The sequence below is a fragment of the Bacillus sp. AF62 genome (assembly GCF_050312695.1).
Lineage (GTDB): Bacteria > Bacillota > Bacilli > Bacillales > Bacillaceae_G > Bacillus_A > Bacillus_A cereus.
Genome location: NZ_JBNPJZ010000093.1, coordinates 96,359 through 110,798, shown reverse-complemented (window position 1 = coordinate 110,798; position 14,440 = coordinate 96,359). Strand labels below are relative to the sequence as shown.

Here is a 14,440-nt window from a genome sequence, read left to right as displayed (position 1 = left end):
ACCCGCCTTTCTTTGTTCATTCATCATTAGTATTTGGTTCTTTTTGGATTGTATTCATCAACTTTTCCCACATATAAACAAAATAAAAGATGAATAGCTAGGCCATTCATCTTTTATGCTAAATATTCATTCAATTTTATAAAGAAACAATCATACTTATACTCACAAGTAGGTTCCATACAATATGTAAAATGATGCTAGGTAAAATAGATTGTGTTTTCTCATATAACATAGCAAATACAATCCCCATAATCATTGCCGTAACCGGAAAACCACCATGAAGAATCCCAAAGATAAAGGAAGAAATAATGATACCAACTAGAAAACTATATTTCTTTTCAAAAAATCGATACAAAATACCTCTATATAAAATTTCTTCTTTAATTGGTGTAATTATAGCAACACTTAACACATATATAATACTTTGTAGACTATTTTGAAGTCCTAAGCTCCCTAATTGATCTCGTTGCTGCTCTGCACTTTCAAAGCTAAACAACTCTAACATTACATACTGAGTTAATGCAATGATGATAAAACCTATTAATAAATACAAGTAGGTTTTCCCATTTTTTAAAATAGATACATCCCATATGTTCTTAATAAAATGAAGCACTGGTTTATACGCAAATAAAACAATAGTAACAACAGCTGCATCAAATAGAAGTAAATAATATCCCTCTAAATTAGCACGTAATACCTCTTCTCCAAAAATTCCAAGGGCTAAAGCAAGGAATAATCCCCCTAAGAGTGAGAACCCTAGAATGCTTGCAATCGTTACAACTAGATTTTTATATGTTATGTTATCTACTTCTCTTTCTGCATTATACGCGTCTAATACTGTTTTTCTCATACTATTCCTCCATTTGTTTTCATTACCTTAACAAAAACCCTTTAATACAAATATATAGATAATATAACAAATTTTTCAAAAAGAATAATATGCAATTTTACATATCATGAAAGCTTTGTATTATATAGTTTTTGGAATTAGATTACTATAGAATAATTATTAGATGAAATTCCAAAAATTTCTTATCTATCCACCATAACCCTCGCATCATATAAATTTTATTAGTTAAAGGAGCAATGAACATGAAAACACATGACTTCCTTACAGGAATCCAGAAGAGCTCTGAGCCTAGTCCATATCAAGATCCTATTGCTTTTATTTTCGTTTGCCTTTCCGTAGCTATATACACATTTTTCAAACCTGCTAAATAATATCATGTAATGAGAAAAAGCCTACCGTTCTTTTTGAATCATATGCACTAAAAAACCTTAGAATCACTTCTAAGGTTTTTGTTTGCCTCGCTTCTTATTCACGTAATCCTTTAATAAACGTTTCCAATAATACATGTAAACTTATATCCAGATCTAACGGCAAACCAAATCCGCCTTGCTGTTCAATCGAAGCAAATCCATGACAAATACTTCTGAATCCGCGTGTCGCATGAAGTGCATTCTCTCCTTCTAAGCCATACTGTTGTAAAACTCGAAGACAAAGCTTTACAATTTCGTCACCTGCTTTTCTTACTTCTTCATCTCGTAAAAAAGTTGCTTCATATAGTCCAGGATGTTTTCGGACAAATGCTACATACGCTTCTCCTAATGCATGAATTGCTTCATCCATACGTTTATCCTCGGCCGCTTCTTCCAGTTTGTTATGCAGCTGTTTTATTCCGTAAATACCAAGATTTTTCCTTACATCTTGTAACCCTTTTACATGATTATATAGTGAGGGCGAACGTATCCCTAACCTTTGCGCTAATGAAGCTAATGTTACTTCGTGTATTCCATTTGTATCTGCAATTTCTGCAGCTGTTTCTACAATTTTCTGTAATGTAAGTCCGATTCTCGGTGACATAAATTACCCCTCTTTCTTACTTTCTATATTCCGCTTCGCTTCCTTAATAGAAAGCTCTATGACGGCCCCTGGATTCTTTATCATTTTTCCGTGCCCTGCCGCAAGCAAGGAAGGTTCATATTCGCTTAGCTTCTGTGCACTTTGTAATGATATTTCTTTGCTCCACGTTGCCATCGCTGGAAACGGAAACCAAAATTTCATTTGTCCCGAAACAGCCATACCTCCTCTTGTTTGAAATGCATCCCCAACAATAAGAGCTTTATTTCGTACATCAAGAAACGACATGGATCCTGGTGTATGTCCCGGTGTCATAATTGCAAGAAGCGATCCAACTCGGTCGCCATCTTCTAATAAAACATCAGGTACCGTTTTTACTTTTTTAGGTACACCGCCTTTTATCGGTATATTCGGTTCATCCTTTTGTAACGTCGTATCTCCTTCTAACAGCTTTGCGTCCCGCTTAGAAATATGGACTGGAACATGAGGAAGTACTTCCTTTAATGCATCTAATGCACCGATGTGATCATCATGCGCATGTGTTAATACAATCTTAGTAATTGGTTTCCCTATTTTCTCAGCCGCCTGTAAAATACCTTTTGCGCTATATGGCAAAGCCGCGTCAATTAAAGTTAAACTATCTTCTTCCTCTACAAAGTAACAATTTACAGGAAACGCTCTTGGCAAAAATGACAATTGATATAACGTTTTTTCATGTATCATCCTCATAGTCCCATCTCCCTTTTCACAAAAACTAATACCATTAGTTTTATTATACTAATGGTATTAGTTTTATGTCACTAAAAATTTCTTTTTTTCAAAAAAAGAACAGTAGCCGTATAAACGACTACTGTTCTTTAAAGATATTAAACTGTGTAACGCTCATCTTCTAAAATTTTCGCAGCGATTTCACGTTTCTTCGGAATTACGTTAAGTGGTGTGTGGCGAGTTAATTTACGTAATGATGATAACATCATGCGCAGCATGTCGCCGTTTTCAACTGCGATAAGTGTTTCTTTCGCATCTGCTTCGATTTCGTTGAATGCTTCTTGGCAGAATACTTCAGTGTATAACACTTTTTGTTTATTCTTTTCAAGACCAGTTGTTTTAATTGCTTTTTCTGTACGAAGAACAGCTGACTCCATTGCGTATAGGTTGCTTACGATGTCAGCGATATTTACAAGAATTTCTTGCTCTTTATCTAATGCTTTACCGTATTTTTGAGCCGCTAATCCAGCTACCATTAAGCCGATTTTCTTCGCATTAGTTACTAAATACTTTTGAAGTGCTAATGGCTCATCGCCTACTTCTTCTGGCATCATCATCATTAACTCTTCTTGTAATTTTTGTGCTTTTTGAAGAAGTGGTAATTCACCTTTCATCGCTTTACGTAAGAACGTACCTGGTACGATTAGGCGGTTAATTTCGTTCGTTCCTTCGAAAATACGGTTAATACGAGAATCGCGGTACATTCTTTCAATCTCGTATTCTGCCATGAATCCGTAACCACCGTGAATTTGAACACCTTCATCTACTGTATAGTCTAATACTTCAGAACCGAATACTTTGTTTAAAGAGCACTCGATTGCATATTCAGCGATAGAAGCTGCTACTGCTTTACCGTCTTTTACTTCTTCTTCAGATAATGTGCTCATGCGGCTTTCGAATAAACCTACTGTACGATATACAGAACTTTCAGCTGCATATGTTTTTGCTGCCATATTCGCAAGTTTCTCTTGAATTAATGGGAAGCGAGCGATTGGTTGCTTGAACTGTTGACGTTGGTTTGCATATTGTGCTGAAATTTCTACTGCACGTTTTGCAGATCCAACTGTACCAACACCTAATTTATAACGACCGATATTTAAAATGTTGAATGCGATAATATGACCTTTACCGATTTCACCAAGTAAGTTTTCTTTCGGCACTAACGCATCTTCTAAAATTAACGTACGAGTTGAAGAACATTTAATACCCATTTTCTTCTCTTCAGGGCTTGTAGATACACCAGCGTATTCTTTCTCTACGATAAATGCTGAGAAATGCTCTCCATCAATTTTTGCATATACAACAAATACGTCAGCGAATGCAGAGTTTGTAATCCACTGTTTTTCACCGTTTAATACATAATGTGTACCTTCTGCATTTAAACGTGCAGTTGTTTTTGCGCCTAATGCGTCAGATCCTGAACCTGGCTCAGTTAATGCGTATGCAGCTAATTTTTCACCAGTTGCAAGTAATGGTAAATACTTTTTCTTTTGCTCTTCGTTACCGAATAATACGATTGGTAAAGATCCGATACCTACGTGAGCACCGTGAGTGATTGCAAAGCCGCCAGCGCGAGAGAATTTCTCTGCGATTAACGCTGAGCTTACTTTATCAAGACCAATCCCATCGTACTCTTCTGGTACGTCAGCGCCTAATAAACCAAGCTCCCCAGCTTCTTTTAAAAGACGAACTGAACGATCAAATTCATGTTGCTCTAAATATTCAAGCTCTGGAAGAACTTCATTTACGATAAAATCCTCTGTCGTTTTTGCAATCATTTTATGCTCAGATGAAAAATCTTCTGGCGTAAACACTTGATCAATCGTAATCTCATCAACTAAAAAGCTACCGCCTTTAACCGCATTTCCTACTGTTTTTTCCATGAAAATTTCCTCCTTCATATTTTCATGAGCAGCTTCTCTCTTTTTGAAAGAAGCTGGCTCTCCCGTTTATTTTTTATAAACCTTTGTTGCTTCCATTCTTTGCTTTAGCGTCGTCTCGTTCTGAACAAGCCGCTTCCACTTTTTTATAGTAATTCAAATACTCCCGCTGCTCCCATTCCGCCGCCAATACACATTGTTACGATACCGAATTGTTCGTTGCGGCGTTTCATTTCGTGAATAAGAGATAGTGTTAGTTTTGCTCCTGTACAGCCAAGTGGATGTCCAAGTGCGATTGCACCACCGTTTACGTTTACTTTTTCTTCATCTAAACCAAGTTCACGAATAACTTGGATCGATTGAGAAGCAAATGCTTCGTTTAGTTCGAATAAGCCAATATCAGATAGCTCTAAGCCAGCTAGTTTTAACGCTTTTGGAATTGCAGCGATTGGGCCGATTCCCATTACTTCTGGTGGTACGCCAGCTACTGCAAATGAACGGAATTTCGCAAGTGGCTTCATGCCATCGCTCACTGCTTTTTCACGATCCATTAATAGTACAGATGCTGCACCGTCACTCATTTGTGAAGAGTTACCAGCTGTTACAGAACCGCGAACGTTAAATGCTGGACGTAATTTACCTAAAATGTCTAGCGTCGTCTCTGCTCTTACACCTTCATCTTGTGCGAAAATGATTGTTTCTTCTTGCAGTTTATTGTTTGAGCCAACCGAGCGTAACGTCACATCTACAGATACTGTTTCATCAGCAAAGTTTCCTGCCGCTAATGCTTTGGCAGCACGTTGATGACTTCTTACTGCAAATGCATCTTGCTCTTCACGAGAAATTCCATATTTCACAGCAACTTGCTCTGCTGTATGTCCCATACCCATATAATATTCCGGAGCCGCTTCTACCAGGCGACTATTCGGACGAACAACGTGTCCCATCATTGGAACTAAACTCATTGATTCCGCTCCGCCTGATAATACAGCTTCAGAGTGACCAAGCATAATGCGCTCTGCTCCGTAAGCGATACTTTGTAAACCAGAAGAACAGTAACGGTTAATTGTAATAGCTGGAACATCGTAAGAAAGTCCTGCTAGTCCGCCGATATTACGAGCCATATTTAAACCTTGTTCTGCTTCTGGCATCGCACAACCGAAAATTAAATCATCGATTGGTCCTTCATAATTTGCACGCTTTAACGTTTCCTTTACTACTAACGCCCCTAGATCGTCAGGACGAACTGTTTTTAATGAACCCCTCTTTGCTTTTCCAATTGGTGTTCTTGCTCCCGCAACAATGACAGCTTCTCTCATGAACGATATCTCCCCTCGTTATTAGTTACGTAATGGCTTTCCTTTTACAAGCATGTGCTGCATTCTTGCTTGTGATTTCATCTCACTTACTAAGCTAATAAATGCTTCACGTTCTACATCTAATAAATACTGCTCATCAACTTCTGTTCCGTACGGCACTTTTCCGCCCGCAATGACGTATGCAAGTTTCTTCGCAATGTGAAGATCATGTTCAGAAATGTAACCTGATAAATGCATTGCTTCTGCACCAAGTACAAGAGTTGCATATCCTGTTTCACCAACAACTGGTATCTTTTTACGAATCGGTGCTTTATAGCCAGCTTCATATAAAGCAAGTGCTTTCTGTTTCGCATCATATAGTAAGTGATCACCATTCACACTAATACCGTCTTTATCGCCTAAGAAGTTGTTCGATACAGCTTCTTGTGCTGATGTAGAAACTTTCGCCATCGCTACAGATTCGAACACTTTATTCGCAACTTTTTGCAGATCAAACTCTACACCGTTTGGCATTTTATTTAAGTGTTTAATGTATAGCTCTTTATTACCGCCTCCGCCAGGGATTAAGCCAACACCAACTTCTACTAAGCCCATATACGTTTCACTAGAAGCTTGAATGCTAGCTGCTGGTAAGCAAACTTCTGTACCTCCGCCAAGCGTCATACCGTATGGTGCTGCTACAACTGGCTTAGAAGAGTACTTAATTTTCGTCATTGCATCTTGGAAGTTTTTCACAACCAACTCAATTTCAAAGTAATTGTCGTCTTGTGCTTCCATTAAGATCATTGCTAGGTTCGCACCAACACAGAAGTTCTTCGATTGGTTACCGATAACAAGACCTTTATAATTCTTTTCTACTTCATCAACAGCGTAGTTAATCATTTGCGTAATATCCATACCGATTGCATTGCTCTTCGAATGGAACTCTAAGCAAAGGATGCCGTCGCCTAAATCAATTAAGCTCGCTCCGCTATTTTTCTTTAATACACCATTTTTCGCTTTTAATTGCTTAAGAGAAATTGCTTTTTTATTACGCTCGATTAGCTTATATTCGCCATTATCGTAATAGTAGCTATCGCCGTTATCATGTTTATAGAAAGTAGTGAAACCTTTCTCTAACATTTCTTTCACCCAAGTAGGAACGACTACGCCGTTTTCTTCCATCTTTTGAACAGATTTTTCAACGCCGATTGCGTCCCAAACTTCAAACGGTCCTTGCTCCCAGCCGAAGCCCCACTTCATCGCTTGGTCAATTGCAACGATATCGTCAGCAATTTCTTTATGAAGTTTTGCAGAGTATAAAAGAGTTGGTGTAATGATGTTCCATAATAACTCTCCTGCGCGGTCTTTTGCGTATACAAGCGCTTTCAATTTATTCGCTAATCCTTTTTCTTGTTTACTTAACTCTACGGATGCAGCTTTTAATTTTTTACGCGCTTCATATTCCATCGTTTCAGGATTTAGTTCTAAAATTTCTTTTCCTTGTTTTAAGAAGAAGCCTTGACCTGTTTTGCTTCCAAGCCATTTTTTATCAAGCATGTCATGCATGAAAGCTGGTACTTTAAATACATCACGCTCTTCTTCTTGTACGTTTTCATATACGTTATTTGCAACGTGTACGAATGTATCTAAACCGACAACATCTAATGTACGGAACGTTGCACTCTTCGGACGACCAATTAATGGACCTGTTACAGAATCAACTTCCCCAATGCTGTAGCCGCGTTTTATCATCTCTTGAAGAGTTACTAATAAACCGTACGTACCGATGCGGTTTCCAATAAAGTTTGGTGTGTCTTTTGCGATAACAACGCCTTTTCCAAGAACGTCTTCGCCAAATAGTTTCATGAAGCTTAATACTTGTGGATCTGTTTCTTTCGTCGGTATTACCTCTAGAAGTTTTAAATATCGTGGTGGGTTAAAAAAGTGTGTGCCTAAGAAGTGTTTCTGGAAGTCGTCTGAACGACCTTCTGCCATTTTTTCAACTGAAATACCTGACGTATTCGAGCTTACAATAGAACCTGGTTTACGAACAGCGTCTACTTTTTCAAATAATTTCTTTTTAATATCTAAGTTTTCAACTACTACTTCAATAATCCAATCTACATCAGCAAGAAGCTCAAGATCATCTTCTAAGTTACCCGCTTCAATCAGTGCTAGATTTTCTTTCACTGTCAGAGGAGCTGGTTTTTGCTTCAATAGTTTCTGTACAGCCGTATTACTAAAACGATTTCTCACACTTTTATGTTCTAATGTAAGTCCCTTCGCTTCCTCTTCTTTCGTAAGCGCAGGTGGTACAATATCAAGCAATAATGTCGGAATACCAATATTAGCTAAGTGTGCCGCAATTCCCGAACCCATTACGCCTGAACCTAGAACAGCAGCCTTTTTAATTTGGAACATCCAATTCTCCCCCTATTCTTGAATGAATGCTCATTCAATTTTTCGACATAAGTCGCAATCAATGAGTGAGCCTCTACTAATAAATATATGATACTGTTTAAATTTTCGCAATATATTTATTGATAAAATTTTCTGAAATAAATATTTTTCTTTCATTTGGCTATGCTATACATGTGTATTTTCTTTGTTTAAATGCACTTTTCCTTTTTATAATCTGACGAAACTGGAGGAATATATATGGCAAAACTTAAGAAGAACCCTTCAAAGGCTGGAATTAGTGCAGCTAGTGTAACTGGAAACGCAGGTCCACATAATCACGGTGTTGAAAAAGGACGCCAAGGTAATAACCAACAACATAAGAAGCATAATATGGGCGAAAAATAACGCTATATTTTTGGGCAGAGAACGTGGCATAATGATTAATGGCTGCTTTTTCTGCCCAATTTATTTGTACATATGGAAAACAAAAGAGGGAACGATGATGAAACGAACAATAGTTATGATTGTAATGATTGCTACACTATTTACAGGGATGATTTTCTTCTCTTATGCACAAAGGCAACAAGCTGTAAGAGCTGATCAACCTAACATTACTGGGCAATATGGGGTTACAATCGATGCAAACACAGGTGAAATTTTATATGGGAAACGCGAAGACGAACGTTCTTATCCGGCTAGTATAGCCAAAATGATGACAACCCTTCTTTTACTAGAGAATGTAAAAGAAGATGAAGAAATTACGGTTACAGAAAATGCAATTAAAACAGAAAGTCAAAGCAAGAAAATTAAACTTCGTGCTGGAGAAAAATTAAAGCGTGATGAGGCATTAAAACTTATGCTTATCATTAGTGCAGATCCAATAGCTGAATCAATTGCAGAACATATCGCAGGATCAAAAAATGAATTTGTGAAAATGATGAATGCTAGAGCAAAGGAACTTGGTACAAAGCATGCAACTTTCAAGAACGCAAGTGGTGCTGATGCAATTGGGAATAAAGTATCACCATATGACATTGCTATTATTACGAAAGAAGCATTAAAGTATCCAGTTGTTTTAGAATATATGAATTCAACACGTACAACTCTACATACTTCAGAACGCTCTCCAAACATCGCAAACTATGGACGAGAAGAACTATATGACGATCCATATGCGATTGGAAGTAAAAGCGGTCTATCAGCACTCGGCAAATATACAGTCGTAACAGTGGATGAAAAAGACGGTAAACGCGTCATTAACGTCGTATTATCTTCTACTCGCGCGCAACTATATCCTGATACGAAAAAAATGGCGCATTACGCATTTCAGCAATTAAAATAACCAAGGAGTATTTTCTCCTTGGTTATTTTTTAACCATACCTTTTAATACGAACGCAACGTTTGCTGGACGCTCTGCTAGACGACGCATGAAGTAGCCATACCAGTCGTTTCCATAAGGTACGTAAACACGCATTTTGTAACCTTCTTTTACTAGCTCAAGTTGACGCTCATTACGAATACCATATAGCATTTGGAATTCAAATTGATCCCTTGGAATGTTGTGTTCTTCGGCAAGTTTTTTTGTATATTCAATAATCGCTTCGTCATGTGAAGCAATTGCAGTATAATTCCCATTTAATAAGTGCATTTTAATAATTTTTTTATAATTGTCATCTACATCTTTCTTGTCCGGGAACGCCACTTCTTCAGGTTCTTTATAAGCCCCTTTTACAAGACGTAAATTAGGATTATAAGCGTTTAAGTCTTCAATATCTTTTTCTGTACGATATAGGTAAGCTTGAATAACAGTACCAATATTATCGTATTCAGATTTTAATTGTTTAAAGATATCAATTGTTTTCCCGCAGCGTGTATAGTCTTCCATATCAATGGTAACGAACACACCATTTTCTTTCGCCGCTTCTAAAATACGGCGCATATTGTTCATTACGATTTCATCAGAGATATCTAATCCCATAGAAGTCATCTTTAAAGAAAGCTGCGAATCAAGACCTTCTCTTCCAATTGCACGGATCGCTTCAATCGATTGGTTAGCCATTTCATTTGCTTCTGCTTCATTATCAACGAATTCACCTAAATAATCGATTGTTACACAAAGTCCTTGCTTATTTAATGCCTGAATGGCAGCTGTCGCTAATTCAATCGTCTCCCCTGCGACGAAGCGACCTGCACCAAAGCGTAAACCGTACTTTTTAGCCAGTTTTGTTAGCGCTTTATTTTTAGATAAGAAAAGAAACGAATTTCGCATTAATTGTTCCATGTAATTCACCCCTATGACTGTAATTTATCTGTTTTTTACCCCTCTTCAAAATTATATCATTGTTTAAAATTATTGGATACAAATAATTATTTAGATAATTTATAAAATACTATAAAAACATTTAAAAACCTATATTCTCGCATGTAAATATGAAGGGAATATTTTTCGACATTTAGAAAAAACGGGTTTACTAGGACAAAAATAGGCATACCGAAAATATTCGACATGCCTATAAAACCCTTAATATTCCATGTAAATTATATAAGGATATTAATAAAGAAAACTTGAGGTAACATTCACCTCAAGTTTTCTCACTGCTCATTTCGCTTCTCTTCATTCAGCCTTTTAATATCCGTAATTAACTGCACCATCTCTTCTTTCGCATCTGGATATGTCTCATTCCAATGCTTCACTAAAGCTGGCATTGTCTTCGCTATGTAAGAATAAAGTGCCCACTTCTGCACCTGTTCTTTTCTCTCTTCATTGCTCTCTCCAAGTAATAATTCCGTGTATTTCTCTAACAACCCGTCAAATTGTTCATTAAACTTTTCACTCATCTTATTTACCTCCTATATGAAAAAAGCAGCGAAGATCGCTGCTTTTTCTTATAATTTTGATCGAACAGAGTTTAATTTCTTCTCCATTGTGCTTACTTTATCACAACGATCATCAATACGAATTGTTGTTGCAACACGCTGTGCACCTTTCGTATACGGAACTTCATGCATTTGTTGAATTACTTCTAGAATGACAGGAAGATCTCCTTCAATAATTGTATTCATCGGCGTTAATTGATACTTCACGCGATCCGCATTTTTCTCTAGCACCTTTTGTACTTCTGCTACATATTCACTAACACTTGGATTACCTGTTCCTACTGGAATAATCGATACATCAACAATTGCCATAGTAGTCTTCCTCCTATAATCGTTTCTTATATATCCATTGTCTATTTTACCGAAATCCTCATCATTTTACTAATATGTTACTCTTCCACTTTAAACTGCTCGACTAATCTTTCTAAATCTCTCATATGTTCTGTCAAACTTTCCATCGTGTGAGCTACCTTTTCTAAATGATTCACCTGTGATTCCGTTGCAGCATGTACCTCTTCGGAAACAGCTGCACTTTCTTGACTCGTACCAGCAATTGTGTGCATTACCGCTGTAATTTCTCCTTGCTCGTAACCTATGTTATGTACCTCTTCTACAATTTTTTCAACTGAAGTACTAATCGTATTTACAACTGACATAATTGTGCGGAACTCCATTTCTGCCTCTGTCGTCACTTTATTTTGCACATCTGCAATGTCTTTCAATTTACTTACAACTTCTACAACTCTTTTTACTTCTACTTGCACATCACCAATCATCGTTGTGATTTCTCCGGTAGCCTCTTTTGATTGTTCCGCTAATTTCCGAACCTCTTCAGCAACAACCGCAAATCCCTTACCTTGTTCACCTGCACGGGCAGCTTCAATCGAAGCATTTAAAGCAAGTAAATTTGTTTGATCCGAAATGCCTTTTATAAGCTCAACAACATTTTGAATCGATCCAACTCTTTGTTCTAACTTATCCGATGCTTCTTCTGTATGAACAACAATCGAAGATGATTGTCCCCTCGTACGCATTAAATTCCTCATTGTATTTAATCCTTGCTTAGATGCCTCTTCCGCTTTGCCAGCCACTCCTTTTATTTCACCAACGGAGCTATTCATTTGTTCCACTGACTCCGCCATATTCTCGAGCTGAGCTGAAACTTCATCCACACTATTCGCAAGAGTAGAAGCTCCTCCGCTCACATCATCCATCGCTCCTGAAACTTCTCTACTAGCCGCTACTGTTTCGTTCGTTAAATAATGTAAACTATTCGTTGATTGTTGCACCGTTGATACGCTGTTTTTAATTTTACTTACCATTTCATTCATTTGTTCAACCATATCATTAAAGTGCTTCGTCAACTCTCCAACTTCATCTTTACTTGTCACTTTCATTCGCAGCGTTAAATCGCCTTCTGCTACTTTTTGAACGTGATTCTTTAATAGTTGCAGTGGTCTTGCTAATCTTCTTGAGAATAAGTAGGAGGCTACGATTCCAACTAATAAACTAATACATGCCATTATAATAACTGTATTTCTCGTACTATTTAATAGCCCATCGATCGTTTCTTTCGGATAAAAGATTCCTATCGTCCATTTCATCGTATCAAATGATTGACTATAAACAACTACATCTTCACCTTTTATTGTAGTGACCGCATATTTTGTTACCTCTTTATTTAAACTCTTTATAAGCGGCTCTTTAGAAACATCTTTCCCTATCTTTTCTGGATAAACAAGAGCCATATTTTTATCATTTATAATAAACATTTCTCCGTCATTATTGTATTGAATATTGTGAAGCAACTTCTGAATCGTCCCAAGCGATACATCCATCGCAACAACGCCTAATACAGACCCATCTTGAGCTGTAATTGCTTTAGAAACACCTACACTTAACTTGCCTGTTGCAATTTCATAAGAAGGTTGTCCCCAATGGACCTTTTTTACATCAGCCTCTGAATCTTTATACCATGGTCTTGTCGTTGGATCGTATCCTTCTGGCACTTGCCCACCTTCAGCAAGATTGGCACTTAATGTTTTTTTATCTTTCGTACCAATATATAAATCTAAAATACCAGGATGATTCTTTTTATACTCCGCAAACTCTTTCGTTAAAAACGCTTCCTCTTCCGGAGTAACCCCACCTTGAAGCATATTACGAATCATCTCACTGTTCGCGTAATACCCCATATCTTCATCCGTTCTTTGAACAAATGTCGTAAGTTGCTCTGTCACAAGATCCATCGCATTTTGAGAATACTCGTCTAAGGAACGCACTTCCTTTTCTTTCTGTAATTGATACACAGCTGTACCCAATATTACGAACATCATAGAAATAAGTACCGAAAACACTACCGCAATTTTTAAACGTAAACTTCTTAACATTTTCCCCCAAGCATCCCCTTCGTATTAAATTAAAATCTTATTAATCATTATATTAAGTATAATAGATAAAATTAAAAAATTGAAATTAATTCTCACCTTAATACAATTAGAAAACGGACTACCACTTGTGCAAAAACAAATAGTTCATTATCCTTAAAATATAATCTCATTCGTTCGGAGGGAACTATGTTACAAAAATTCGGTTTCTCACAATATGAAAGCCAAGCTTATGAAGTTGTCGTATCAAGCAATGAACCATTAGATGCTACAACAATTGTGAAGCATTCAGGTGTTCCAAAAGCAAAAATATATGAAGTACTAGCACGCCTAATCGATAAAGGAATGGTAATGGATTCTGTTTCAGAAAAGAAAAAATTGTATACAGCATTACCACTAAAGCTAGCAATTGAAAAATTAACGACAGAATTCCAATCAAATATTAAAGAACTGGAAACAAATATATCAAAAAAATCATTTACAGATGACCGTGTGTGGAGCTTAAAAATGCAATCTTCTATTCGAGTTCAAAGTAAAGAACTCATTGAAAGTGCACAAGAATCAATCCGTATTTCAGCTTGGAATGATACTCTTTTAGAATATCTCCCTTTACTAGAACAAAAAGCAAAACAAGGTGTTCAAATTGAAGCCCTTATTGTTGGAGAAGTAGAAACAGACTTAGAAAACATGCATTTTCTAATCCCAGCTGAAGAACCTAATGCATTAGAGCGCTACTTGCTACTCATCGTTGACGATCGTGAAATTTTATTTGCTGGCGTAGAACAAGAGTCATGGCAAGCGATGAAAACAATGTCACAACCTTTCGTAAAGTTCTTTACAGAATTTTTCTATCACGACGTTGCACTTGCAAAGATCACCCAGAAGCACCACGATCTCTTTATGGAAGATGAGGAAATTAAGAGTTTGTTAATGAAATTAAGATACTAATTAAATAATAAAAAGGA

Annotated in this window: 13 protein-coding genes; 3 read left to right on the top strand and 10 right to left on the bottom strand. The window is 37.0% G+C overall.

Going from position 1 to position 14,440, the window contains the following annotated elements; all coding sequences use genetic code 11:
* Positions 1-136: 136 nt before the first annotated feature.
* From ACQRBL_RS25210 to ACQRBL_RS25185, 6 genes are all read right to left on the bottom strand, one after another.
* On the bottom strand, positions 137-850 hold the full coding sequence (locus ACQRBL_RS25210) for a CPBP family intramembrane glutamic endopeptidase (protein WP_065485676.1): 714 nt from the start codon (positions 848-850) through the stop codon (positions 137-139).
* A 465-nt stretch (positions 851-1,315) separates the two neighbouring features.
* Positions 1,316-1,864 (bottom strand): TetR/AcrR family transcriptional regulator, encoded by a 549-nt coding sequence (locus ACQRBL_RS25205; RefSeq protein ID WP_023523351.1) that lies wholly within the window; start codon positions 1,862-1,864, stop codon positions 1,316-1,318.
* A 3-nt stretch (positions 1,865-1,867) separates the two neighbouring features.
* Positions 1,868-2,590: an MBL fold metallo-hydrolase gene (locus ACQRBL_RS25200; protein WP_001242327.1), complete on the bottom strand. Its 723-nt coding sequence runs from the start codon at positions 2,588-2,590 to the stop codon at positions 1,868-1,870.
* Positions 2,591-2,727: 137 nt separating this feature from the next.
* Positions 2,728-4,512 (bottom strand): acyl-CoA dehydrogenase family protein, encoded by a 1,785-nt coding sequence (locus tag ACQRBL_RS25195; RefSeq protein ID WP_411996040.1) that lies wholly within the window; start codon positions 4,510-4,512, stop codon positions 2,728-2,730.
* Positions 4,513-4,655: 143 nt separating this feature from the next.
* On the bottom strand, positions 4,656-5,828 hold the full coding sequence (locus ACQRBL_RS25190; protein WP_001206331.1) for an acetyl-CoA C-acetyltransferase: 1,173 nt from the start codon (positions 5,826-5,828) through the stop codon (positions 4,656-4,658).
* A gap of 21 nt (positions 5,829-5,849) precedes the next feature.
* Positions 5,850-8,231 (bottom strand): 3-hydroxyacyl-CoA dehydrogenase/enoyl-CoA hydratase family protein, encoded by a 2,382-nt coding sequence (locus ACQRBL_RS25185; RefSeq protein ID WP_411996039.1) that lies wholly within the window; start codon positions 8,229-8,231, stop codon positions 5,850-5,852.
* Between the two features lie 237 nt (positions 8,232-8,468).
* On the opposite strand from ACQRBL_RS25185, the gene ACQRBL_RS25180 reads away from it, so the two are divergent.
* Positions 8,469-8,615 (top strand): YuzL family protein, encoded by a 147-nt coding sequence (locus ACQRBL_RS25180; RefSeq protein ID WP_106103287.1) that lies wholly within the window; start codon positions 8,469-8,471, stop codon positions 8,613-8,615.
* A 97-nt stretch (positions 8,616-8,712) separates the two neighbouring features.
* Positions 8,713-9,552 carry a D-alanyl-D-alanine carboxypeptidase family protein gene (locus ACQRBL_RS25175; protein ID WP_023523353.1) on the top strand — a complete coding sequence of 280 codons (840 nt, stop codon included), beginning with the start codon at positions 8,713-8,715 and terminating at the stop codon, positions 9,550-9,552.
* Between the two features lie 22 nt (positions 9,553-9,574).
* Here the strand turns inward: ACQRBL_RS25175 and ACQRBL_RS25170 are convergent, their stop codons facing one another.
* The 4 genes from ACQRBL_RS25170 to ACQRBL_RS25155 form a co-directional block, all read right to left on the bottom strand.
* Positions 9,575-10,492 (bottom strand): proline dehydrogenase family protein, encoded by a 918-nt coding sequence (locus ACQRBL_RS25170; protein ID WP_000436780.1) that lies wholly within the window; start codon positions 10,490-10,492, stop codon positions 9,575-9,577.
* A gap of 311 nt (positions 10,493-10,803) precedes the next feature.
* Positions 10,804-11,049, bottom strand: coding sequence for a YusU family protein (locus tag ACQRBL_RS25165; RefSeq protein WP_001290594.1), 246 nt, complete (start codon positions 11,047-11,049; stop codon positions 10,804-10,806).
* A gap of 48 nt (positions 11,050-11,097) precedes the next feature.
* Positions 11,098-11,400: an MTH1187 family thiamine-binding protein gene (locus tag ACQRBL_RS25160; protein WP_411996038.1), complete on the bottom strand. Its 303-nt coding sequence runs from the start codon at positions 11,398-11,400 to the stop codon at positions 11,098-11,100.
* A 77-nt stretch (positions 11,401-11,477) separates the two neighbouring features.
* Positions 11,478-13,478, bottom strand: coding sequence for a methyl-accepting chemotaxis protein (locus tag ACQRBL_RS25155; RefSeq protein ID WP_097920020.1), 2,001 nt, complete (start codon positions 13,476-13,478; stop codon positions 11,478-11,480).
* Between the two features lie 186 nt (positions 13,479-13,664).
* On the opposite strand from ACQRBL_RS25155, the gene ACQRBL_RS25150 reads away from it, so the two are divergent.
* Positions 13,665-14,423: a TrmB family transcriptional regulator gene (locus ACQRBL_RS25150; RefSeq protein WP_063548957.1), complete on the top strand. Its 759-nt coding sequence runs from the start codon at positions 13,665-13,667 to the stop codon at positions 14,421-14,423.
* The last annotated feature ends 17 nt before the right edge of the window (positions 14,424-14,440 follow it).